The sequence below is a fragment of the Dyella japonica A8 genome, from assembly GCF_000725385.1.
In the GTDB taxonomy this organism is placed as follows: Bacteria; Pseudomonadota; Gammaproteobacteria; order Xanthomonadales; family Rhodanobacteraceae; genus Dyella; species Dyella japonica_C.
In genome coordinates this window covers 4,534,372-4,558,369 of sequence record NZ_CP008884.1, presented here as the reverse complement: position 1 = coordinate 4,558,369, position 23,998 = coordinate 4,534,372, and the positions used below count along the sequence as shown (strand labels likewise).

Below are 23,998 nucleotides of genomic sequence, written 5' to 3'. Positions count from 1 at the left end.
CTTTGGTAGGTGGACTGCCAGTGGCTTGCGGGCATGAAAAATCGCCTGGCGCGATTTTTGACATCGCGTTAGCGGTGACCCGAAGGGTGGCCGCCATGGATGGTGGCCATAAAAAAACGCCGCCCGAAGGCGGCGTTCCCCTGGACTTCCCCGTACCCGGGATCAGGCCGGCGTGAGCGTGCGGATCATGTGCTCCACGTAGGCGTCAAACTCATCATGGCTGATGCGCGGCAGGCCCAGCGTGAAATTGAGCTGCAGGAAGCCCACATAGGCGGCATAGGTCAGGCGGGCGCGATTGAGCGCCTCGTCCGGCGCCAGTCCGGCCTCGCGATAGATATTGGTAAGGAACTCCATGCGCCGTTGCGATACACGGGCCATCACCGGCACCACCTGCGGGTGGTCCAGCGCCTTCAGCAGCGCCGCATAGACACGGTGCGGCGCCAGCTCGTGCGCGACGCGGCGGAACAGCTCCGGCAGGCGTGCGCGCGGATCGGGCATGGCCTCGATCTGGCTGATGACTTCTTTCTCGCCGTACTGCTCCCAGCGTTCCAGTGCCGCCTGCAGCAGGGCCTCCCGGGTGCGGAAGTGCCAATAGAAGCTTCCCTTGGTGACGCCGAGCTGGCGGGCGAGCGCCTCGACGGCGAGTGCGCCGACACCCTGTTCGGCAATCAGTCGGAGGGCGGCGTCTTCCCAGTCCTCGGCGGAGAGGCGGGTGCGTTCGGGTTTAGCGCTTGCATTCATACCCGTATGGTAGCCCCTGGCGGCGGCTTTGCAATTGGCGTCATGGCAAGTGATTGAATCGACGCGGCCCCATTGTCGCGGCGCGTATTGACGTGGCGGTTTGCCGCAATCCATACTCATGCGTATGGTAACGACACCCGCCTCCGAGAAAGTCACCACTTCTGTCGCCGCCGTCGACGGCCTGGCGCTGGCCGTCGAAGTCCGCCGGCCGTCAGGTCACCCGGCGTTGTTGTTCGCGCATGGTTTCGGCCAGACCCGCGGCGCGTGGCGCGGCACCGCCAAGGCTTTGGCCGCCGAGGGTTTTCGCTGCATCACGTTCGATGCGCGCGGCCACGGCGAGAGTGGCCATGCCGAGGGTGGCGACTACCACATGGAGCAGTTCATCGGCGATCTGCGCCAGCTGGCCCACGCGGAACTGCACAAGCCGGTGCTGGTCGGCGCGTCGATGGGCGGGCTGCTGGGGCTGGTGATCGCCGGTGAGATCGACCCCTCCGCCTTCCGTGCGCTGGTGCTGGTGGATATCACCCCGCGTTGGGAGACCAAGGGCGTGGAACGCATCCTCGCCTTCATGCAGGCCCATCCGGATGGTTTCGAAAACTACGGGCAGGCGGCAGAAGAAATCGCGAAGTACCTGCCGCATCGCGCCGAGCGCAAGACAGAAGACCAATTGCGACCACTGCTGCGCGAAGGCGCCGATGGCCGCCTGCGCTGGCATTGGGATCCGGCCCTGCTCAATGGTCTGGTGAGCGAGAGCGAACGCTACCAGCCGCGCCTGATGGCGGCGGCGGCAAAAGTGCGCGTGCCTGTGCTGTTGTTGTCCGGTGGCCGCAGTGACGTGGTGTCACGCGAGACGGTCGACGAATTCCTGCAGTTGGTGCCGCACGCCGAACATGTGGAATTGCCCCGCGCCACGCACATGGTGGCGGGCGATGCCAACGATGCCTTCACCCGCGAGATCGCACGTTTCGTGGGCCGGCTTTCCCCAACGGACCGCAGCGATGCGATGCCGGCCTGATCTTATGAAATCCGCTCCGATGAAATCCCTGTTCCACCCCGACGTCATTCGTAACGAGGTGTTGTGATGTCCGTGATACTGACCCTGCTGGCGGCGCTCATCGCTACCGGCGCCTGTGCCTACCACCGCACCAGCCTGCGGACCTGGGCGATCGCCACGGTGATCACCACCGTCGTCGTCGGCCTGCTCGCGGGCGCGCCGTGGACGACATTCATCCTGCTGGTGATCGAACTGGCCATCGCCGTGCCGCTGCTGATGGACGGCTTCCGCCGCAAGCAGATCAGCGCACCGTTGCTGAAGATGTTCGCCAAGGTGACGCCGAAGCTGTCCGAAACCGAGCAGACCGCGCTGGAAGCGGGCACCGTCGGTTTCGAGGGCGAACTGTTCTCCGGCAAGCCGGACTGGCATGAGCTGCTCAAGCAGCCCAAGCCGGAACTGAGTGTGGAGGAGCAGGCCTACCTCGACGGTCCCGTGGAAGAACTCTGCGGCATGATCGACGACTGGCAGATCACGCACGAGCTGGCCGACCTGCCGCCGGAAGTCTGGGCTTTCATCAAGAAGCACAAGTTCTTCGGCATGATCATTCCCAAGCAGTACGGCGGCCTGGGCTTCTCCGCGCTGGCGCATTCGGCCGTGCTGCAGAAGCTGGCGACCATGTCGGCGACGGTGGCTTCCACCGTGGCCGTGCCCAACTCGCTGGGCCCGGCAGAACTGCTGCTGCATTACGGCAGCGACGAGCAGAAAAACCACTACCTGCCGCGCCTGGCCGTGGGCGAGGAAATTCCCTGTTTCGCGCTCACCGGCCCGTATGCCGGCTCCGATGCCACCTCCATCACCGACTACGGTGTGGTGTGCAAGCAGGTGGTCGATGGCGTCGAAACGCTGGGCATGAAGCTCACCTTCGACAAGCGCTACATCACGCTGGCGCCGATCGCCACGGTGGTCGGATTGGCTTTCCGCCTGTACGACCCCGAGAAGCTGCTGGGCGACAAGGAAGACCTCGGCATCACGCTGGCGCTGCTGCCGCGCTCGACGCCGGGCCTGGAAATCGGTCGCCGCCATTTCCCGCTGAACATCCCGTTCCAGAACGGCCCGCTGCACGGCAAGGACGTGTTCGTGCCGATGTCGGTGCTGATTGGCGGCCCGCACATGGCCGGCCATGGCTGGCGCATGCTGGTGGAATGCCTCTCCGTCGGCCGCGCGATCTCGCTGCCGTCCAATGCCACGGGCGGTGTGCGCGCTGCGGTTGCGGCGACCGGTGCGTATGCACGCATGCGCAAGCAGTTCGGTCTTTCCATCGCCCGCTTCGAAGGTGTGGAAGAAGCGCTGGCCCGCATCGGCGGCCTGACCTATGCCACGGCGGCGCTCTCGCGCGCTACTGCCGCCGCAGTGGATCGCGGCGAGAAGCCCGCAGTGCCCTCGGCCATCGCCAAATACCATGCCACGGAATGGGGCCGCACCATCGCCGGTGACGCGCTGGACGTGCACGGCGGCAAGGGCGTGCAGCTGGGCCCGAAGAACTACGCCGGCCGCGCCTGGCAGGGCGTGCCCATCGCCATTACGGTGGAAGGCGCCAACATCATGACGCGCAGCCTGATGATCTTCGGGCAGGGCGCCATCCGCTGCCATCCTTACGTGCTGAAGGAAATGCAGGCGCTGTCGATCCCGGAATACGGCGATCGTTTGAAGGCCTTCGATCGCGCGCTGTTCGGACACATCGGCTTCGGTATCTCCAACGCCGTGCGTTCGTTCGCGATGGGCATCACCGGTTCGCGCATCGGCGACACCGCGGGTGATGCCTACGTGCGCCGCTACTACCGCAAGCTCAACCGTTACTCCGCCGCGCTCGCGCTGTGCGCCGATACCTTCATGGGCGTGCTGGGCGGCAAGCTGAAGTTCAAGGAAAAGCTCTCCGCGCGCCTGGGCGACGTGCTTAGCTACCTGTACATCGCCAGCGCCATGCTCAAGCGCTATGAAGACACCGGCCGTCCGGAAGCGGATCGCCCGCTGCTGGCCTGGGCCTTCCACGAGTGCATGTGGCGCATCCAGACCGCGCTTGACGGCGCCATCCGCAACTTCCCGGTGCGGCCGGTCTCCTGGCTGCTGCGCGCGCTGGTGTTCCCGTTCGGTCGCCGCGAAGTGCCGCCGTCAGACCGCCTGGGCCGCCGCATCGCCGCCATCATCACGGCGCCGGGCGAAGCGCGTGACCGCCTCACCGAGTGGGTGTACCTCACGCCGACCGCGAACAACACCATCGGCCGCATGAACGCGCTGCTGCCGGACGTGATCGCGGCCGAGCCGGTGGAGCGCAAGTTCGGCAAGGCGCAGAAGGCCGGCCAGTTCAAGTCGCACGACTACGTGGGCCAGCTGACAGAAGCCATGCAGGCCGGCGTGATCAATGCCGCCGAGTTCGAACTGCTCAAGCGCGTGCGCGAAGGCGTGTTCGAGTTCATCTCGGTGGACGATTTCGATCCATCCGAGCTGCGTGCCGCGGTCACCCGTGCCGACCACAAGAAAAAGCTGGCCGACGCGGCATAAAAGGAGGAAAGGCATGGACGGCGAAACCCTGATCTATCTGTGTGGTGCACATAGCTTGGGTTTCGCCGTCTTCCACCTGGCGTTCTGGAAACTGTTCGACTGGCCGCAATCGCTGCGCCAGACCAACCCGGCCACGCGCGCGGTGACGCAGATTCTCAATCTGCGACTGATCTACGTGTTCCTCGGCGTGGCGGTGCTGTGCTTCTGGCTCCCCAACGAATTGCTGACCACTCGGCTGGGCCATGGGCTGCTGTTGGGTATGGCGTTGTTCTGGGTTGGGCGCACCATCGAACAGTTCGTGTTCCTGCGCTACAACCATTGGCTTGTTCATGGGCTGACGGTGTTGTTCGTGGTGGGCTCCGTGCTGTTTGCCATGCCGCTGGTGGGGCGGGCAGCGACATGATCGGTGGTAGCGAAACCCCTGGCCGGCCGTGCCAAAGAAGAGGCATACGATGAATCCAGCGCTTGCGCTCTACCGTCGCCTGACGCCGCTGCCGCTTGGCCGTTGGCTGTATGGCCGCCTGATCTGTTTCAAGGCGCCTTACTTCGCCACCATAGCGCCACGCTTCCAGGCACTGGAACCCGGCCGGTGTGAAGTGGCGATCCGCGATCGCCGCCGCGTGCATAACCATATCGGCACCGTGCACGCGATTGCACTTTGCAACGCTGCCGAACTCACGGCCGGCATGATGACCGACGTGACGATTCCCTCGAGCATGCGCTGGATTCCCAAGGGCATGACGGTGGAGTACCTGGCCAAGGCCAAGGGCACATTGGTGGCGCAGGCGACGCCCGAAGCTCCGGCGGTGGAAGCGTCCAGCGGTTACGCGTGGCCGGTGTTGGTGACAGTGCGTAACGAAGCAGGCGAGGATGTTTTCCGGGCCCGCATCGATATGTGGGTATCGCCGCGCAAGGCGGCCTGAGCGGTCCTGGCGCCCACACACGTTCTCCGAGCAACCCATTCCCCTCACCGTCATTCCGGCCTGCGCCGGAATGACGGTGAGGAAATACCAACGTTCCAGCGAGATCGTGAGCAGGCGCATGGAGCCTGTGCGGAATCTCCAGTCCCGTCACTCCTCACCGAGATCTTGATCAGGTCTCAGGTCGCCACTACGCAACGATTCTTCCCGCCTTCCTTCGCCTGGTAGAGCGCGCGGTCGGCGGCCTGGATCAGCGCCTCGTCGTTCTGGTGCGCGCCCTGCCACAGGGCCAGGCCAATGCTGGCGCTGACCCGGGCTTCGAACGGCCCACTGCTGCCTTCCAGCGGATACGGCTCCGCCAGCTTGGAGCACACCTGCTCGCAGCGGCGCAGGAGCAAGGTTTCGTCGCCGATGTCTTCCAGGATGAGCGCGAACTCGTCGCCACCCAGCCGCGCCACGGTGTCGGCGGCGCGCACCTCGTCGCCCAGGCGCAGCGCAATGGCCTTCAGCAAGGCATCGCCAGCCGGATGGCCGTGGTTGTCGTTCACACCCTTGAAGCCGTCGATATCCAGCAGGGCCAGCGCGAAGCCGGGGCCGTGCCGCGGCACGCGCTGCATGGCGGTGACCAGACGGTCATGGAAGAGCACGCGATTGGGCAGGCCGGTGAGCATGTCGTGGGTGGCCTGGTGGCGAATGCGTTCCTCGATGCGCAGTCGCTCGGCGATCTCCACGTTGAGCTGCATGTTGCGCTCTTCCAGTTCGGCCAGCGTCGCCTTCAATTCGGCGCGCGCGCGGTACAGTTCCAGGAAGACGCGCACCTTGGACTGCAGGATCATGTCGTTGATCGGCTTCTCGATGTAGTCGACCGCGCCGAAGTGGTAGCCGCGCACGCGGTTGATGTCATCGGCATAGGCCGCGGTGACGAAGATGATCGGCGTGTCGCGCAGGCGTTCGTCCTCGCCGATCAGGAAAGCCACCTCGAATCCGTCCATGTCGGGCATGTTGACGTCGAGCAGGATCAGCGCGAACTCGTGGTCCAGGCACAGCGCCAGCGCGGCATTGCCGCTGCTGGCCTCGTAGATCGCCGCGCCGCTGTTGGCGAGCAGATGCCGCATAGCGACCAGGTTGGCGGCCGTGTCGTCGACGACAAGAATCTTGGGGGTAGGCAGGGTCATGGCAGGCAAAGACGATTGAGCAGCGGCGCGATGTCCGCGAGGGGAAGGCAATAGTCGGCGCCGGCGCGTTCGAGCGCGGCGGCCGGCATGGCGGGGGATTCGGCGTCCAGCGGCTCCTGCACGATGGCGATGCCGCCGCATTGCCGGACACGAAGCAGGCCGTTAGCGCCGTCGCTGTTGGCGCCGGTGAGTACGACGCCGATCAGTGCGTCGCGCCAGGCTTCGGCGGCCGATTCGAACAGCACGTCGATGGACGGCCGGGCAAAACTCACCCGTTGATCCACGGATAGCGCAAAGCGCCGGTTGGTCTCGACCAGCAGGTGATAGCCGCTGGGTGCCACGTGGATGACGCCACCCTGCATGGGTGACCGCTCGCGCGCCTCCTCCACCGGAAGCGCGGCATGTTTGGCGAGCAGTTCGCAGAGCAGGTCGACCGTCGCCGAGCCCGTATGGCAACACACCGCAATGGACTGCGGCAGGCCAGGGTCGAGGTGGGCGAACAGCGACTCCAGCGCGGTCAGTCCGCCGGCCGAACAACCGATCACGATGGCTTGCGGCACGGTCATCTCATTCCTTGCCCGTACCGCGCGGACCCAGGCGGTAAATGCGGCGGGCTGCGTCCACGGGCGTGAAGTCGCTGGCCGATGGCGCGAAGTCCAGGCTCTCGCGCGTGCCGAGGCAAAGAAAGCCACCGCGCACCAGGCTGTCGCGGAACAGTGCCAGGGTGCGATCCTGCAGCGGGTCGGAAAAATAGATGAGCACGTTGCGACACAGCACCAGGTGCGCTTCGCAGAACACTTCGTCGGTCACCAGATTATGGTTGGCGAAGATCACGTTGCGACGCAGACGCTGGTCGAGCTTGATGAGTTCGTAGCGTGCGCTGTAGTAGTCGGCCAGCGTGTGCTTGCCGCCGGCGGCGAGATAGTTGCGCGACCACAGTTGCGCCTCGCGCGCCGGATAGATGCCTTCCTGCGCGTGCCGCAGCGCACTCTCGTTGAAGTCCGTGGCGTAGATCTGCGTGCGGTCGTAGAGCCCAGCTTCCTCCAGCAGGATGGCCAGCGAGTAGACCTCCTGCCCGTGGGCGCAGCCAGCCTGCCAGATGTTGATCTGGGGATAGGAGGCGAGCACGGGCAAGACCTGCTCGCGCAGGGCGAGGAACACATCCGGGTCGCGGAACATCTCGGAGACCGGCACCGACAGGCCTTCCAGTGCCACGGGCAGGAAATCCGGCTGGTGCAACAGGCGGGTGGTGAGTTCACTCACCGTGGCCGCTTCCTGCGCGTGGGCCAGCTGCAGCACGCGCCGCTTCAGCGAGGCCGGCGCGTACTGGGTGAAGTCATAGCCGTAGCGAAGTTTGAGTGCCCGGATGAACAGCTCGATTTCGATGTCGTCGAGCGAGGTGTCGGGCGTCTTCGCGTTGTCGGCCAGTTCGTTCATCGGTGCAGCCACACATGCATCATCGACGACAGCTTGTCGATGTCGATGGGCTTGGACAGGTAATCGTTCGCGCCTGCCTCAAGGCACTTCTCGCGGTCGCCGCGCATGGCCTTGGCGGTGAGCGCGATGATCGGCAGCTTCGCCAGTTGCGGCTGGGCGCGAATGGCGCGAATGGTGTCGTACCCATCCATCACCGGCATCATCACGTCCATGAGCACGAGTTCGACGTCATGGCCGTCGGCGAGGACCTTGAGCGCCTTCTGTCCATCCTGCGCCATGGTGACGTGGATGCCCCAGCCACGCAGCACCTTGGACAGTGCGAACAGGTTACGCATGTCGTCGTCGACCAGCAGCACGTTGCGATCGTGTAGCGCGCTCGCGTCGTGTGTCGACGGTGTGGCGGGCGACATGGGCGTCGTGGTCGCGGCGCCGGCGCCGTTGCCGGCACGATGCGTGCGGCCGTCCTGGATGCTGTGCAGGAACAGGCTCACCTCGTCGAGCAGGCGCTCGGGCGAGCGCGCGCCCTTGATGACGATGCTGTCGGTGTACTGGCGCAGCTTGAGGCTTTCCTCGCGGCTCAGTTCCCGGCCGGAGTAGACCACCACCGGCGGAATCCGGCCTCCCGCGGAAAGCTGCTCGAGGAACTCGATGCCCGACATGCCAGGCAGGCCCAGGTCGAGCACGATGCAGTCGTAGTTGGCGCCGGCCATGCGCTCCAGCGCCTCTTCGGCGCTGCCAGCCTCGTCGATGGTGACGTCGTCGTTGCGCAGCAGCGTGCGCATGGCGGCGCGCGAGTCGGCGTCGTCGTCGACGATCAGCAGGTGGCGCATATGGCCTTCGGCGAAGTGCAGCAGGCGGTCGAAGGCTTCGCCGATGGCCTCCCGGCTCACCGGTTTGGTAAGGAAACCCACCGCGCCGAGCTCGCGGCCACGATTGGCCTCGTCCACCGCCGAAATGAAATGCACGGGGACGTGACGCGTGGCCGGGCTGTCCTTCAGACGCTCGATCACCGTCCAGCCATCCATGCCCGGTAGCATCACGTCGAGCAGGATGCCGGTCGGGCGATAGTGCGTCGCCAGCTGCAGGCCCGATTCGCCATCCGCCGCGGCGAGCACGCGATAGCCCTTGCGGCGGACCATGTCGGCGAGGATGCGCGCGAACACCGGGTCATCCTCGATGATGAGGATCACCGTATCGCTGGGGTCGATGCTGTCGCGATCATCCTCGATGGTCTCCGGCAGCAGCGCCGATGTCACGGCAGGGCGAGGCGGCACCGTGACCGCGGCCGCCTGCGTGGCCGCGGCACCGGCGACCTGTCCGGCGGGGCCGGCCAGTGGCAGCAGGATGGTGAAGGTGCTGCCGTGGCCGGCGTCACTGTGCAGCAGGATGTCGCCGCCCAGCAGTTCGGCGATGCGCTTGGAAATGGTCAGGCCCAGCCCGGTGCCGCCGTACTGGCGGCTGGTGCTGGCGTCGACCTGCTCAAAGGCCTGGAAGATCTTCTGCATCTTCTCCGGCGGAATGCCGATGCCGGTGTCGCTGACGGCAATGGCGACCAGGTCCTTGCCTTGCAGCGAGGGCGGCAGGGCGAGGGCGGCGGAGGGACGTTCAAAGCGAACGGTCACCGAGCCCTGGTGGGTGAACTTGAAGGCATTGCCGATGAGGTTGTTGGCGATCTGCTCGAGCTTGGCGCCGTCGGTGCGCAGCGTTGCCGGCAGGTCCGGGCCGATTCGCACCGTGAAGCCGAGCTTCTTCTCGTGCGCTACGTGGTTGAACGTGCGCATGAGCGTGCGCTCGAGGTCGGCCAGCGGGAGATCGTCGAGCACCACGTCCATCTTGCCGGCCTCTACCTTGGACAGGTCGAGGATGTCGTTGATCAGGCGCAGCAGGTTGGTGCCGGAGTCGTGGATGATGCGTGCCGACTCCACCTGTTCCTCGTCGAGATTGCCTTCGCGGTTGTCCGAGAGGCTGCGCGAAAGGATCAGCAAACTGTTGAGCGGCGTGCGCAGCTCATGCGACATGTTGGCGAGGAACTCGGACTTGTACTGGCTGGCACGGGCCAGTTCCTCGGCCTTCTCCTGCGTTTCCTGCTGCAGCGTCTCCAGCGTGCGTTTCTGCTGGTTCAGCGTGTCGGTCTTCTGGCGCAGCTCTTCGTTGGACGCCTGCAGCTCTTCGGTCTGCACGCGCAGCTCTTCTTCCGAAGCGAGCAGCCGCTGCGACTGCTCCTGCAACTCGTGGGTCTTGGCGTTGAGTTCCTCGTTGGACGCCTGCAGGTCGTGCTGCTGGCGCCGCAGGGTTTCCTCGGAAATGCGTAGCTCGTCGGCCTGCTCGCTGGTGCGCTTGAGCAGGTCCTGCGTGCGGATGGCGCGACCGAGGTTCTCCAGCGACAGCGCGGCGATCGGCAGCAGCTCGTCGAGCAGGCGTTGCTGCGGGGCGGTGAAGTGCTGGAAGCTCGCCAGCTCCAGCACGCCGAGTAGCTTGTCGCGCAGGATCAACGGCAGCACGGTGATGGCGCGTGGCGGGGCTTCGCCCGTGCCGGAATGGATGCGCACGTAGTCGTCCGGCACGTCCTGCAAGGTGATGGGCTTCTGCTCCAGCGCGCACTGGCCCACGAGGCCCTCGCCTAGCGCATATTCCGTACTCAGGTGGCGACGCTGCTGGTAGCCGTAGCTGCCTTGCAGGCGCAGTCGTTGCTGTTCCTCGTCGAGGCGATAGAGCACGCCGACGCCGCAATCGAGCAGCGGCACCAGTGAGCTGGTCAGTTGCTGGGCGAACTCCCGCTCGGTCGCCACTTTCTGCAGATCGCTGGCGATGTAGGAGACCTGCGTCTTCACCCAGGTCTGAGCGGCCGTCTCGATCGCCATCTGCTTGAACACCTGCAGGGCGCGGGCGATTTCGCCGATCTCGTCGCGACGCTCGATCTGGCGGATTTCCACGGTGTGGTCGTGGTTGGACAGGCGCGTCATCAGGTCGGTCATACGGCGGATCGGCCGGGTGATGAGGCGGTAGGTCATGTAGACCACCGAGGCGCCGAGCAGAAGGCTCAGCAGCATGGTGACCCAGATGGCCGCACGCACTTCGGCCACGTCGCGGTTCTGCGTTCCCTCACGTTGCTTGAGCAGGCCGAGCTCCGTGTCGTCCATGTCGTCGAGGACGGCGAGGATGTCCTTGACCCCGACGGTGAGGTGCTTCATGTAGTCGCTCTGGACGCGCACCTGTTCGATCGCCGCCTGGCCCGGGTCGATGGCATGGATGGCCTGCATCGGCTCCACGCCGTTGCGCAGTGCCTCCTGCTGCCACTGGTTCACCATCGCCGACACGCGGTCGATGCGGATCTGCTGCACCGGGTTGTCGCTGGTCAGGCTGCGCAGCTCGGCGATGTCCTTGGCCAGGTCGGCGTTGGCCTGCCGGTGGTTCGCCAGCTCGCCATCGCGCGGGTCGAGCAGGTAGCTGCGCACGGCGATCTGGCTCGCCTGCAGGTGCTCGAAGACGTCGTCGATCTTGGCGCGCACGTCATAGGTGTGCCTTGACCAGCGCGCGCTGACGTCCTGCCGCGCCAGCGACTGCAACGTGACGACGCTGCATATCACGAACAGCAGCACCAGCGTGCCGATGGCAATGAGGATCTTCAGCTGCATCGGCTGGTGCGCCAGCCAGGAATAGCGGTTCTTCTGAGCTGCCATGCGTCTTCACAAGTTTTGGACCGGGCATGGCTGCCCGGTCGGGGCGGTTCCCGTCAGGGTATCCGCACTTTTGTGAAGGCGGTAGCTGATGTCACGAGTTCGTGACGGCCTTTCGCTGCCAGGCCGGCGGGATGATGGTGCCGCGGCGCAGCGCCACGATGAGCAGCAGGGCCGAGCAGGCCGAGCAAAGGATCAGGGCCACCACCGAGGCTTCCGCGCCAAACACGCCGCCGCTCAGCCAATCCGGGCCGCTGCGGCTGGAGATCAGCCAGCCACGGGCTTGCGTGCCCGACACCGGGACGCCGTATACAGTGCCTTGCATGACGTTCCAGGCAGCGTGCAGACCAACGCACGGCCATAGCGATCGCGTCACGTGGTACAGGAGGGCCAACAGCACGCCTGCCTCAATGGCAATGGCCAGCGAACTCCACAACGTGGCGCCCGGGTTGAAGATGTGGGCGGCACCGAAGAACAAGGCCGAGATGGCGAGTGCCCACCAGGTGCCCAGGCCTTCCTCGACGGCGCGGAACAATACGCCACGCGTGATGATCTCTTCGCCGATACCGGCGCCCAGGCCGGGAATCAGGATCCCCGGCAACCAATCCACCGACGGGTTGTTGGCGCCAATGATGTGGTAGCTGCCGGCCAGCCACAGCACGAGCACCACAGCACTGATCAGCAGCGCGCCGACCAGCAGGCCGGCAAGGCCAAGCGTGGGGATATCCCGGGCGGCCAGCTCGCGCATCGGGCGACGCTCGATGCCTTTCACCAGCATGGTGTAGGCCAGCACGGCGGGAATCAGCTGCATGGCCAGGATGCCCATGGTGCGCGGCACGGGCGGTACGCCATGGCCAACGATACCCATGGCGCCAACAGCGGCGGCGACCAGTTTGAACAGCACAAAGTAGAGTGCCGCGAAGAACACGATGCGGCCGAAGGGAGAAAACACTACCCAGCGCTGCCAGGGCGTAGCGGTCGCAGGTGTGGTGAAAGCGATCGGACTGGCAGGCATGCGTGGGGGTTCCCATGGAAGAGCGGCAAGGCTAACAGCGCTGCCATGGCCGCCACACCTGCCGACCGTCATTCCTGAACTTGCGCGGGAATGACGGTCACATGAGCAGGCCTTAGAGGTCCAGCGAGGTCGCGTGCTCGCGCGTGGCGGAGAAGCGCACGGCCGGCGACCGTTCCTGTGCCAGCTGCAGGTTCACGCGCGAAGGGGCGAGATACACCAGTTCGCCCGCCGCATCGATGGCGAGGTTGTTGGCATTCTTCTCGCGGAATTCCTCGAGCTTCTTCGCGTCGTCGCAGTGGATCCAGCGCGCCGTGGACACGGTGACCGGCTCGAAGGTGGCATCCACGCCGTATTCGTCCTTCAGGCGATAGGCGACCACGTCGAACTGCAGCACGCCCACGGCGCCAAGGATCAGGTCGTTGCTCATCAGCGGACGGAAGAACTGCGTGGCGCCTTCTTCCGACAACTGGGCCAGGCCCTTCTGCAGCGCCTTCATCTTCAGCGGGTCGCGCAGGCGCGCGCGGCGGAACAGCTCCGGCGCGAAGTTGGGGATGCCGGTGAAGCTCACCATCTCGCCTTCGGTGAAGGTGTCGCCGATGCCGATGGTGCCGTGGTTGTGCAGGCCGATCACATCGCCGGGATAGGCGTTCTCGACGATTTCACGGTCGCTCGCCATGAAGGTGAGCGCGTTGGCGATGCGCACGTCCTTGCCGGTGCGCGTCTGCATCATCTTCATGCCGGCGCTGTAGGTGCCCGAGCAGACGCGCATGAAGGCGATGCGGTCGCGGTGCGCCGGGTCCATGTTCGCCTGGATCTTGAACACGAAGCCGGTGAGTGCGCCTTCTTCCGGTTTCACGTCGCGCGACAGCGTGGCGCGCGAGCGCGGCGAGGGCGCATGCTCGACGAAGAAGTCCAGCAGCAGCTGCACACCGAAGTTGTTCACCGCCGAGCCGAAGAACACTGGCGTGAGCTTGCCGGCGAGGTACTGCTCCACGTCGAACGGATGGGAGGCGCCTTGCACGAGCTCCAGCTCGTCGCGCAGTTCCGCCAGCGCTTCGGCGCCGATGGCCGCCTCCAGGCCGGGTGCATCCAGGCCCTTGAAGATGGTGGAGTCCTGCCGCGTGAAGTTCTTGCCCTGCTCGAACACGTGCACTTCGTCGAGCAGCAGGTGGTACACGCCCTTCAGGCGCTTGCCCATGCCGATGGGCCAGGTGAGCGGCGCGCAGGCGATGCCCAGCACCGACTCCACCTCGTCCAGCAGTTCGATCGGCGAGCGGCCTTCGCGGTCGAGCTTGTTGATGAAGGTCATGATGGGCGTGTCGCGCAGGCGGCACACCTCCATCAGCTTGATGGTTCGTTCCTCCACGCCCTTGGCGCAGTCGATCACCATCAGCGCCGAGTCCACGGCGGTGAGCACGCGGTAGGTGTCTTCCGAGAAGTCCGCGTGGCCTGGGGTGTCGAGCAGGTTGACGATGCGGCCCTCGTAGGGGAACTGCATCACCGACGAGGTCACCGAGATGCCGCGCTCCTTTTCCAGCGCCATCCAGTCGGACGTGGCGTGGCGGGCGGCCTTGCGGCCCTTCACCGAGCCGGCCATCTGGATGGCGCCACCGAACAGCAGCAGCTTTTCGGTGAGCGTGGTCTTGCCCGCGTCAGGGTGGCTGACGATGGCGAAGGTGCGACGGCGGCGGGTTTCGGTGAGATGCGGGGACATGAGGGTATCTGGGCTCGCGAACCCGCCATTGTACCAAGGGTCAGGGAGGGGTGCCGGGGCGGCAGGGTTTACTGTGGGAGCGCACCCTGTGCGCGACGGCCCCGGTAACCATTCGGCAGCATGAGTCGCGCACAGGGTGCGCTCCCACAAGGGGCTAGTCTCACAGAGGCTTACTGCCGGCTGGCCCGCTTCTCGCGCAGGGCCAGCCGCCGCGCCTGGCTCTCCGGCGGCCAGTACTCATCCAGCGAATAGAACGCCTCCACCGCCGGCACGCCCGCGGGAATCACCACCCAGGGCTGCTTGCTGGCGGTGTAGATGTGGATGTCCGGGCTGACCCGGAACGGCTCGTCCATGGTACCTACCCGGATGAAAGCCACGGCATCGCCGCCACCGCCATAGTGGCTCCACAGGGCAATCCGGCAGGTCGGGCAGCGGAAGATCTTCTGGCCCTTGCCGCTTTCCGAGGGCGTCATGATCACCTCGGACATGCCGGCGAGCAGGGTCAGGCGCTCCGTCTCGATCATCGCGTTGAGCGCGAAGGCCGTGCCCGTTTCGCGCTGGCACCAGCGGCAATGGCAGCAGTGCACGAACAGTGGCGGCCCATCGAAGCGGTAACGGATCTGGCCGCAATCGCAGCCACCTTCCATCACGGTATCGCCGGTCATCATGGACAGCCCCTCCGCAGAGTGGTCGTGACGCTCAGTCGCGGGTCAACAGATCCTCGTAGAACGCGCCGTAAGGCTCGGTCGGATGGGCGATCTGGATCTCCAGGATCCACAGGCCGCTGGACGGGCGGTCGCCGTACTCGCCCAGGTCGCCGGCCTTGTGCACCGAGTGGGGAAAGTCGCTGACCCGATGACCCTTGATCTCGTGGTTGAGACGCCAGCCCATGGCCTCGGCCTGTTGCTCGGCAAACGCGTAGAGCGCTTCGCCGGTGAGGCCTCGGCTACGCCACGCCTCGGCGGTGGCGCGGAACAGTTCGCGCGCGGCATCGGCGCAGGCCTGCTTTTCCGGGGCATGGCCGATCACGAAGGTGTCGCCCACGTCGCCTTCATGGCCTTCGAACACCAGTCCGAGGTCGATGAAGTAGATGTCGTTCTCGCCAAGCCGCACCGGCTCGGAGCGCTCGCGGTAGGTCTTGGTGGTGTTCGCGCCGATGCGGATGATCACTGGGTGCCACAGCCGCTCCATGCCCAGCGCGCGGAACACCTCGGCCGCTTCGGCCTTGGCTTCTTCCTCGGTAATGCCGGGACGCATGCGCTCGCGGATGCCGCGCAGGGCGGCCCAGGTGCGCTCGCGCGCATGCAGCATCTGGTGCGGGTCGAAGCGGCTACCTACCGCTTCCTGGGGAATGGAGGTCATGCGGGTTGGCGGTCCAGGGGGAGGCGAAAAGCATGGCACAGCCCCGTGCCTGGCGCAGGTACCAATGGCCGTGCGAAAGGCTCAGGCGAGCAGGACCAGTGCGATGGCGAGCAGGGCGGGCAGGCCCTGGATCCACAGGACCTTGCGTGTCGCCGTGAGGCCGCCAAACACGCCCGCCACCAGCACGCAACCGAGGAAGAACAGGGTCACCGCACGGCCGCCGTCGCCCAGCCACAGGCCCCAGAACAGGCCGGCGGCGAGAAAGCCGTTGTACAGCCCCTGGTTGGCCGCCAGCACCTTGGACTGCTCGGCGAACTCCTTGGTCAGCCCGAAGGCGCGCCGGCCCGACGAACGGGTCCACAGGAACATCTCCAGCACCAGGAACCAGACATGCAACAGGGCGACGAGGGCGACGACGAGGTGGGCGGCGAGGGACATCGGCATCCGGAGGCGGCTGGGCAGGTGGCGCAGTGTTGCAGCCCGCACGGGGCGCCGCCACCCCGGGGCTACGGACAAGCAGCGCGGGCTACGTGAATAGCGTTGACAGGCCCTAACACTTCCGACCAATGGCTGTGGCCATGGGCCCGGCGTAGGTTGGCATGGCTGGGCCAGAGGAAGGGCGCCCACAGGACAGTGACGTTCCCAGGGGACATGGGCATCGCCCGGTCATTTCAACCGCTGGGGAGTCATGCCATGAACAAGTCACTGTCCGCAGGCCTCTGCCTGCTGTTGCTGTTTCCGCTGGGCGCGATGGCCGACGGGCCGTTCGACGGCACCTGGAAGATCGACATGAGCAAGATGCAGATGCCCAAGAAGCCCGATGTGCTCGTGCTCAAGGACGGCATGTATGCGTGCAAGACCTGCGTGCCGGCGGTGAACATCAAGGCCGACGGGCAGGATCATGCCGTTGCCGGCCATCCCTACCTGGACACCGTCGCAGTGGAAGTGGTGGACGCGCACACCATCAAGGAAACCGACAAGAAGGGTGGCAAGGTGGTGGCCACGTCCACTACCACGGTGGCGTCCGACGGCAAGACGGCGCGCTTCGAGTTCAGCGACAGCAGCGACACCAATGGCGCGCCGGTCACCGGTACTGGCGAGTTGAAGCAGGTGGCCGCGGGTCCGGCCGGTTCGCATGCCATCTCCGGTTCGTGGATCACGGCCAGCATCGCCAACCTGTCCGACAACGCCACCGAGATCACCTTCAAGCAAGAGGGCGGGGCGCTCACCATGACCACGCCCACGGGGCAGTCCTACACCGCGAAGCTCGACGGCACCGAGGCGCCCTACAAGGGGGATCCCGGCATCAGTACCGTCACCGTGAAGCAGAGCGGCAAGACCTCGATGGTGGAAACCGACAAGCGCGACGGCAAGGTGGTTGGCGTGATCACCTCCATCGTATCCGCCGACGGCAAGACCATGAACGTGGTGTTCGACGACAAGCTGCGCAATCGCACGATGTCGTTCGTGGCTCAGAAGCAGTGACGGCAAGGGCCGTGCCCGGCGCGGATCCAGCCCGGGCGCGGCCTGCGGCACGGTTGCACGAGTAACTGTCCATTTGAACGTCTAATATGCCGATGGCTAGGTGCATAGACGTTTAGACGTCTATTGACATGACTTTCCTTCGCCGTTAGATTCCCCCCTACTCATCGAGACCGGCGGAGGGACAGGCCCTTTGAAGCCGGGGCAACCTGCGGAATAGTTCCGCGACGGTGCCAATTCCTGCGGTAGCGCCGAAGGGCGCACGCCGCGAGATGAGGGCAGAACCGCACCGCCGCGCCCCCGTGCCGGCCGTGCCTTGCCCGCCTCTCCGGTCCGCAGGTCGATGCCGACCGGAGAAGAGCCAGATGTCCAGCCAGCCGCAACCCGTTCCGACCGTCGCGCCCGCCTCCATCGCGGCCATCGGCGGCATGCGGCCGGACCTCACCACCCAGCGTTGCACCCGTCGCCTCGTCGTCACGCCCAAGTACGGCAGCGCGCCGTGCGAGGTGGAAGTGAGCTACCTGTGGTGCGGCGCGCCCGATGCCCCCACGGTGATCGTGCAGGGCGGCATCTCCGCCACCCGCGACGTGGTGGCGCTGGACGGCGAGGCCGCCCCGGGCTGGTGGCAGGCCCAGGTGGGCAGTGGCCAGCCGCTGGATCTGGACCGCTACCGCGTGCTCTCGATCGACTGGATCACTCCGGCCGACCTCACCGGCGTGCAGGCCGTGTCCAGCGAGGACCAGGCCGATGCGCTCGCCGCACTGGTGGAGGCGCTGGGCATCAATCGCGTGCACGCCTTCATTGGCTCGTCCTACGGCGCGATGGTGGCGCTGGCCTTTGCGGCCCGTCACCCCTATGCCCTGGGCCGGCTGGTACTGCTGGCCGGCGCGCATCGCCCGCATCCGCTGGCCACGGCGCAGCGCTCCGTGCAGCGTGGCATCGTGCGGCTGGGGCTGGAAAGCGGCCAGGCCGACCAGGCGCTGGCGCTGGCCCGCCAGCTCGCCATGACCACCTATCGCGGCAGCGAGGAATTCGCCAAGCGCTTCACCGCGGCGCCGGAATTCCGCGACGGCCGCTTCCACTTCCCGGTCGAGGATTACCTCGAACACGCCGGTCGCCGCTTCGTCGAGCGCTTCGACGTGGAACGCTTCCTCGCGCTGTCCGAATCCATCGACCTGCACGACGTGACGCCCGAGCAGGTCGCCGCGCCCGCCACGCTGATCGGCTTCCCGTCCGATCGCCTGGTGCCGCTGGCCGACCTGTGCGAGCTGCAGCGTCGCCTGCATGGCCCGGCCACGCTGGAAGTGGTCGAGTCGCCTTATGGCCACGACGCCTTCCTCAAAGAAACCGACCGCCTCGCGCCCCTGCTGCGCGACGCGCTGGCCGGTTGTTGACCCCTCATTTCAAAGACGCGATACGCACGGAGATTCACCATGAGCGATACCACCGTCCCCTGTACCAAGCCGGGCCTGAACACCCGGGCCGTGCGCGCCGGCATCGAATCGGACACCCAGCACGGCGCCGTGGTGCCGCCGCTGCACCTGTCCACCAACTACGCCTTCGAAGGTTTCGGCAAGAAGCGCGCCTATGACTACTCGCGCAGCGGCAACCCCACGCGCGACCTGCTGGGCGACGCGCTGGCCGAACTGGAGCAGGGCGTGGGCGCGGTGGTGACGGCCAGCGGCATGGCGGCGGTGGCGTTGGCGTTGGAGCTGGTGCCGGCGGGCTCGCTGGTGTTGGCGGCGCACGACTGCTACGGCGGTACCTGGCGCCTGCTCGATGCGTGGGCCAAGAAGGGCCGCTTCCAGGTGAAGTTCGTCGACCTGACCAACAGCCACTCGCTGGCCGAAGGCCTCGCGCTGAAGCCTTCGCTGGTGTGGGTGGAAACCCCGTCCAACCCGTTGCTGCGCATCACCGACGTGCGCCACGTGGCACAGGCCGCGCATGCCGTGGGTGCGCTGGTGGTGGTCGACAACACCTTCCTCTCGCCGGCCCTGCAGCAGCCGCTCGCGCTGGGCGCGGACGTGGTGGTGCATTCCACCACCAAGTACATCAACGGCCACAGCGACGTGGTGGGCGGTGCCGTGGTGGCGCGCGACCAGGCCGTAGCCGACCAGCTCAAGTGGTGGGGCAACTGCAACGGCCTCACCGGTGCACCGTTCGACAGCTTCCTCACCCTGCGTGGCCTGCGCACGCTCAACGTGCGCCTGCGTCAGCATCAGGAAAACGCCGCGCGCATCGTCGAGCGCCTGGATGGCCATGCGGCGGTTCGCAAGGTGTATTACCCGGGCCTGGAAAGCCATGTCGGCCATGCGCTGGCCGCACGCCAGCAACAGGGCTTCGGCGCCATGCTGAGCTTCGAGCTGGAAGGCGACGCGGAGCAGGTGGCGGCCTTCGTGGATGGCGTCCGTTATTTCTCGCTGGCCGAATCGCTAGGCGGCGTGGAGAGCCTGGTCGCCCATCCCGCTTCGATGACGCATGCCTCCATGGCGCCGGAAGCCCGTCGTGCGGCGGGTATCGCCGATACCCTGCTGCGCCTCTCGGTGGGCATCGAGGATGGCGACGACCTGCTGCGCGACATCGATGCCGCGCTGGCGCGTGCGGAGGCCTCGATCCATGCCAAACGCCGGGTGAGCGCATGAGCGCGGTGCTGGCGAAGGAAGCCGCAGGCGCGTCGAAACCACAGGCATCGTCCTCCATTGCCGCCGTGTTGCTCGGCACCGGCGTGGTGGGTGGTGCCTTCCTCAAGCTGCTCAATACGCCAGCGGCGTCGTCGATCCGGCTGGTGGGCGCGGCCAATTCACGCCGTCAGCAGACGCAGGCCGAACAACTGGCTGACCGCTCGCTGCGCGAGAAGCTCAAGAGCCACGGCGATGTACGCAACGATGCCGCCTTGCTTGGTGCGCTCGATGCCAACGATGCCACGGTGAAAGTGATCATCGATGCCACTGCCAGCACTGCGCTGGCCCAGTGTCATGCGGACTGGCTGGCGCGTGGCTATCACGTGGTCACCGCCAACAAGTCGCTGGCGGGCGGTGACCTGCCCGGCTGGCGAGCCCTGCAGGCGGCGCTGGCGAATGGCGGTCGCTACGGCGATTCGGCGACGGTGGGTGCGGGACTTCCGGTGATCTCCACGCTGCGCCGGCTGCGTCATTGCGGTGATGCGCTGCTGACGCTGGAAGGCGTGTTCTCCGGATCGCTCTCCTACCTGTTCAACCAATACGACGGCAGCCAGCCGTTCTCCGCGCTGCTGCGCCGTGCGCGCGAACTGGGTTACACCGAGCCGGATCCGCGCAGCGATCTGTCCGGCGAGGACGTGGCGCGCAAGCTGCTCATCCTGGCCCGTTGTGCCGGCTTTGCGCTGCGCCCTGACGAAGTGGAAGTGGAGAGCCTGGTGCCGGCAAGCCTGCGCGGTGTCGATGTCGAAACCTTCCTCGCGCGCCTGGAGGAACTCGACGAACCGCTCGCCACACGGTATGCCGAAGCGAAGGCACGCGGTGGCGCCTTGCGCTTCCTCGCCCGCCTCAACCAGCGTGGCCGCGCACGCGTGGGTCTGGTCGAAGTGCCGGCCAACCATCCGGCTACGCGCCTGTACGGCACCGACAACCAGTTTGCGTTGAGCACCACGCGGTACAACACCCAGCCGCTGGTGATCCAGGGGCCGGGTGCGGGGCCGGAGGTGACGGCGCAGGCCTTGCTGGGGGATGTGCTGGCGCTGGCGTAAGCTCGCGTTGCGGTCGAGTGCCCCGCGCTTTGGCTCGTCATTCCGGCGCAGGCCGGAATCCAGTAGAAGCAAAGCATGGTTTTCGCCACACAACCGAACGCTCTCGCTACTGGATTCCGGCCTGCGCCGGAATGACGATAGGGAAGGTTGGGCTTTGATCGTCAAGTTTAGCGTGCTCAATGGCAGGCACCACAGAAAGAAAAACGCGCGGCTCATCACCGCGCGTTTTTCATTTCACCGATGGTGCGTGCCGCTCAATCGTGCACGTGCGGATTCGCCTCGGCCTCTTCCACCGACGGCGTGCGCCAACCGGACTTCACGCCCCACACGTAGAACACCAGGCCGATCACGGCGACGACGGCAAGGTCGGTGCCGTAGGTGAGATAGCCCTGGCCACCGAACTCCGCGCTGCCCAGCCACGACACTAGCGCCAGCGTCGGCAGGTAGAAGATCAGCCACCACGCGCCCTTCATCTGGCGGCCAAAGTCGTGCCAGTTCGCCTTGAACTGGTAGAACAGGTACACGGGCAGCGCCACCACCATCAAGATGATGATCTTGCCGGTCAGCGGCCAGCGTGCCCAATAGAGGAGTTCGGTCGCCATGATGAAGGCGACACCAGCGAGGATCGGCAGGCCCGCGATGCGCAGCGGGCGGTGCAGGTTCGGTGCGGTGCGGCGCAGCGTCATCGCGCTCACCGGGCCGGTCAGGTAGGAAATGATGGTCGCCACCGAGATCACCGCTGCCAGCGTGCCCCAGCCGCGGAAGAAGAACAGGAACAGGAACGACACCGCCAGGTTGAACCACATTGCCGGGCGCGGCACGCCCCACTTGGGGTGGATGCGGCCGAGAAGCTTCGGCATGGTGCCGTTGCGCTCCATGCCGTAGATCATGCGCGCGGTGGTGGCCGTGTAGGTCATGCCGGTGCCGCTGGGGCTGATGAAGGCGTCCACATACAGCAGCATCGCCAGCCAGTGCAGGTTGACGATGATGGCCAGCTCGGCAAACGGCGAGCGGAAATCGATGCCGTGCCAGCCAGCCTTGGCCAGCATTTCCGGCGGCACTGCGCCGATATAGGCCACCTGCAGGATGATGTAGACCACCGTTGCCAGCAGAATGGAGCCGACCACTGCGAAGGGTATGCTCTTGCCCGGGTTGCGTGCCTCGCCGGCCAGATTCACCGGGCTCTGGAAACCGTTGAAGGAGAACACGATGCCCGCCGTCGCCACGGCGGTCAGTACAGCGGCGAAGTCGATGGCATGCGCATCACCGTGCACGCCCACGGAGAAGTTCTCACTGTGGAAGCCACTGGCGATCAAGGCCAGGCCCGTCGCTGCCGGCACCACCAGCTTGAAGGTGGTGATGAGCGTGTTGGAGCGGGCGAACAACTTCACGCTCCAGAAGTTGAGCAGGAAATAGATGATGACCAGCACCGCCGCGATAAGCAGGCCGGCGGTTGAAAGTTCACCGTGACCGTCGGGCATGTGCATGTACAGGTCTTGGGCCCACTGCCACGGCCACGACGCCATGTACTGCACCGAGGCTTCGGCTTCCACCGGAATCACCGAGACGATGGCGATCCAGTTGGCCCATGCGCCGATAAAGCCCACCAGCGAGCCGTGCGAATAGTGGCTGTAGCGCACCATGCCGCCGGATTCGGGAAACATCGAGCCCAGCTCGGCGTAGGTAAGGGCGATGGTCATGATGATGGCCGCGCCCAGCACCCAGGCCCAGATGGCGCCCGGACCGGCCAGCCCCGCCGCTTTCCAGGCGCCGAACAGCCAGCCGGAGCCGATGATCGAGCCCAGGCCGGTGAGCATGAGGGCGAACGGGCCGACGTCGCGTCGGATGGAGGAATGAGACATGCAGGTCCCCAGGTCAGTGGATCGACGGGCCGCCCCCTGGGCGACACAAGTAGCAGCCGCCTTCCCGGGCGACACAAGGGGGCGATGATGACAGACCGGTCCCGCGCCTGTCAGCCCGTCAGGAGTCACGGATAGTGGCGCAGCGCAGCACTCAGGTCATTGAATCGGCGGATGAAACGAGGCTCAGGCCACGGTTTTTTCGCCTCTGGCGGGTGGCAAATTGGCGGAGCCCGGGTGGAAGGCTAGTATCGGGTTCTCTCCGCAAGGCAGGGCACACCATGACTCGTGCGACGTTGCTGGTGGCGATGGCGGCGGTGGCCGCGTTCTCGATGCCCACGATGGCGATATCCGGCGATGCCGCGCGCGAAGCGTTGCAGAAGCGTGCCGCGGCCGGCGACACGCAGGCACAGGTCGCCCTGGGCCGTGCGCTGCAGGATGACGGTGTGCCGGCCGACAAGGCCGCGGGCACCGAGTGGTACCGCAAGGCCGCGATGGCCGGCAGCGCGGAAGGCGCCTGGATGCTGGGCTCGGCCACCATGGCGGGAGTGGGCACAGCGCGTGACGTGCCTGCGGCCATCGCATGGATGCGCAAAAGCGTGGGCATCGACCAGAACGCGGATCACATGGCCGTGCTGGCCGTCGCGCTGTTGGCCACCGGCGGCGCGCAGAAGGAAGCCCTGCAATGGGCGCAGAAGGCCGCGGACAAGGGTTCGCCCAAGGGCATGGAGGTGCTGGCGATGGCACGCCTGTCCGGCGAGATGGGTTTGCCGAAGGACGCCGCGCTTGCCGAGAAGCTGCTGACGGCGGCGGCACAGAAAGGCGACGGCGATGCGCAGTTGTCGCTCGGCCAGTTCTACATCACCGGCGTGTTCGGCCGGCGTGACGCGGTCGCCGGCGTGCGCTGGCTACAGGCCGCCGCGGATGCCGGCAGCGCGAAAGCCGCCGGCACCCTGGGTTATTTCCTCATCACCGGCCGGGAAGGCGTGCCGGTGGATGCGGCGCGTGGTGTCGCACTGGCGCGCAAGGCCATGGCCGGTAACGAGATGCTCGGCCATTACGCGATGGGCGTGGCCTATGTGACCGGAGCCGGCATCGCGGAGAACCCGGCGGAAGGCTGGTATCAGATCTCGCTGGCGCAGCGCATGGACAGCCAGCAGCAGCTGAAAACCGCGGGCGACTATCTGGCGAAGGCGGCGGCGAAGCTGTCATCGGCGCAACTCACCGAGCTGAAGGTGCGCGTGGATGCCGATGCGCCAAAGGTAGCCACCGCGCCGGCGGGTTCGTGAGCGACGGCCGCCGCGCTCTTGTGGGAGCGCACCCTGTGCGCGACAGCCAA

The 23,998-nt window shown here is 66.1% G+C and carries 20 protein-coding genes and 1 riboswitch; of the genes, 9 read left to right on the top strand and 11 right to left on the bottom strand.

Features of this window, described 5'->3' with window-relative positions; all coding sequences use genetic code 11:
• Positions 1-162 precede the first annotated feature (162 nt).
• On the bottom strand, positions 163-741 hold the full coding sequence (locus HY57_RS19425) for a TetR/AcrR family transcriptional regulator (RefSeq protein ID WP_019467116.1): 579 nt from the start codon (positions 739-741) through the stop codon (positions 163-165).
• A 124-nt stretch (positions 742-865) separates the two neighbouring features.
• On the opposite strand from HY57_RS19425, the gene HY57_RS19420 reads away from it, so the two are divergent.
• The 4 genes from HY57_RS19420 to HY57_RS19405 all read left to right on the top strand — a co-directional run bounded on the left by HY57_RS19420 (position 866) and on the right by HY57_RS19405 (position 5,217).
• Positions 866-1,756 carry an alpha/beta fold hydrolase gene (locus tag HY57_RS19420; RefSeq protein ID WP_019467117.1) on the top strand — a complete coding sequence of 297 codons (891 nt, stop codon included), beginning with the start codon at positions 866-868 and terminating at the stop codon, positions 1,754-1,756.
• 66 nt (positions 1,757-1,822) lie between these two features.
• Positions 1,823-4,294 carry an acyl-CoA dehydrogenase gene (locus HY57_RS19415; protein ID WP_019467118.1) on the top strand — a complete coding sequence of 824 codons (2,472 nt, stop codon included), beginning with the start codon at positions 1,823-1,825 and terminating at the stop codon, positions 4,292-4,294.
• A 13-nt stretch (positions 4,295-4,307) separates the two neighbouring features.
• On the top strand, positions 4,308-4,697 hold the full coding sequence (locus HY57_RS19410) for a hypothetical protein (RefSeq protein WP_019467119.1): 390 nt from the start codon (positions 4,308-4,310) through the stop codon (positions 4,695-4,697).
• 49 nt (positions 4,698-4,746) lie between these two features.
• Positions 4,747-5,217 (top strand): hotdog fold domain-containing protein, encoded by a 471-nt coding sequence (locus HY57_RS19405; RefSeq protein ID WP_019467120.1) that lies wholly within the window; start codon positions 4,747-4,749, stop codon positions 5,215-5,217.
• Between the two features lie 176 nt (positions 5,218-5,393).
• On the opposite strand, the gene HY57_RS19400 is transcribed toward HY57_RS19405, so the two are convergent.
• The 9 genes from HY57_RS19400 to HY57_RS19360 form a co-directional block, all read right to left on the bottom strand.
• Positions 5,394-6,389 (bottom strand): diguanylate cyclase domain-containing protein, encoded by a 996-nt coding sequence (locus HY57_RS19400; protein ID WP_019467121.1) that lies wholly within the window; start codon positions 6,387-6,389, stop codon positions 5,394-5,396.
• On the bottom strand, positions 6,386-6,955 hold the full coding sequence (locus tag HY57_RS19395) for a chemotaxis protein CheB (RefSeq protein WP_019467122.1): 570 nt from the start codon (positions 6,953-6,955) through the stop codon (positions 6,386-6,388). The genes HY57_RS19400 and HY57_RS19395 overlap by 4 nt, the downstream gene beginning before the upstream one ends.
• 1 nt (position 6,956) lies before the next feature.
• Positions 6,957-7,826, bottom strand: a complete 870-nt coding sequence (locus tag HY57_RS19390; protein ID WP_019467123.1) for a CheR family methyltransferase — start codon at positions 7,824-7,826, stop codon at positions 6,957-6,959.
• A complete protein-coding gene (locus HY57_RS19385; RefSeq protein ID WP_019467124.1) occupies positions 7,823-11,506 on the bottom strand; it encodes a response regulator in 3,684 nt (1,227 codons plus the stop codon). Before HY57_RS19385 ends, HY57_RS19390 begins: the two co-directional genes overlap by 4 nt.
• A gap of 91 nt (positions 11,507-11,597) precedes the next feature.
• Positions 11,598-12,518 carry a CPBP family intramembrane glutamic endopeptidase gene (locus HY57_RS19380; RefSeq protein WP_019467125.1) on the bottom strand — a complete coding sequence of 307 codons (921 nt, stop codon included), beginning with the start codon at positions 12,516-12,518 and terminating at the stop codon, positions 11,598-11,600.
• A 112-nt stretch (positions 12,519-12,630) separates the two neighbouring features.
• Entirely contained in the window at positions 12,631-14,232 is a 1,602-nt protein-coding gene (locus HY57_RS19375) for a peptide chain release factor 3 (RefSeq protein WP_019467126.1), read from the bottom strand.
• 170 nt (positions 14,233-14,402) lie between these two features.
• Positions 14,403-14,900, bottom strand: coding sequence for a GFA family protein (locus HY57_RS19370; protein ID WP_019467127.1), 498 nt, complete (start codon positions 14,898-14,900; stop codon positions 14,403-14,405).
• 31 nt (positions 14,901-14,931) lie between these two features.
• On the bottom strand, positions 14,932-15,594 hold the full coding sequence (locus tag HY57_RS19365) for a M24 family metallopeptidase (RefSeq protein WP_026034248.1): 663 nt from the start codon (positions 15,592-15,594) through the stop codon (positions 14,932-14,934).
• 81 nt (positions 15,595-15,675) lie between these two features.
• Positions 15,676-16,032, bottom strand: a complete 357-nt coding sequence (locus tag HY57_RS19360) for a DUF1304 domain-containing protein (protein ID WP_026034249.1) — start codon at positions 16,030-16,032, stop codon at positions 15,676-15,678.
• Between the two features lie 255 nt (positions 16,033-16,287).
• Between HY57_RS19360 and HY57_RS19355 the strand changes: the two genes are divergently transcribed.
• The 4 genes from HY57_RS19355 to HY57_RS19340 all read left to right on the top strand — a co-directional run bounded on the left by HY57_RS19355 (position 16,288) and on the right by HY57_RS19340 (position 20,800).
• Positions 16,288-17,079, top strand: coding sequence for a hypothetical protein (locus tag HY57_RS19355; RefSeq protein WP_019467130.1), 792 nt, complete (start codon positions 16,288-16,290; stop codon positions 17,077-17,079).
• A 158-nt stretch (positions 17,080-17,237) separates the two neighbouring features.
• Positions 17,238-17,355, top strand: a riboswitch (SAM riboswitch).
• Between the two features lie 86 nt (positions 17,356-17,441).
• Entirely contained in the window at positions 17,442-18,470 is a 1,029-nt protein-coding gene (gene metX / locus HY57_RS19350) for a homoserine O-succinyltransferase MetX (RefSeq protein ID WP_019467131.1), read from the top strand.
• Between the two features lie 39 nt (positions 18,471-18,509).
• Positions 18,510-19,718, top strand: a complete 1,209-nt coding sequence (metB, locus tag HY57_RS19345; protein WP_019467132.1) for a cystathionine gamma-synthase — start codon at positions 18,510-18,512, stop codon at positions 19,716-19,718.
• Positions 19,715-20,800, top strand: a complete 1,086-nt coding sequence (locus tag HY57_RS19340; protein WP_019467133.1) for a homoserine dehydrogenase — start codon at positions 19,715-19,717, stop codon at positions 20,798-20,800. Before metB ends, HY57_RS19340 begins: the two co-directional genes overlap by 4 nt.
• Positions 20,801-21,054: 254 nt before the next feature.
• Here HY57_RS19340 and HY57_RS19335 read toward each other — a convergent pair whose 3' ends face one another.
• The gene (locus HY57_RS19335) at positions 21,055-22,662 is read right to left on the bottom strand and encodes an APC family permease (protein WP_019467134.1); all 1,608 of its coding nucleotides are present in this window, start codon (positions 22,660-22,662) and stop codon (positions 21,055-21,057) included.
• 278 nt (positions 22,663-22,940) lie between these two features.
• Between HY57_RS19335 and HY57_RS19330 the strand changes: the two genes are divergently transcribed.
• Positions 22,941-23,948, top strand: coding sequence for a tetratricopeptide repeat protein (locus tag HY57_RS19330; protein ID WP_019467135.1), 1,008 nt, complete (start codon positions 22,941-22,943; stop codon positions 23,946-23,948).
• The last annotated feature ends 50 nt before the right edge of the window (positions 23,949-23,998 follow it).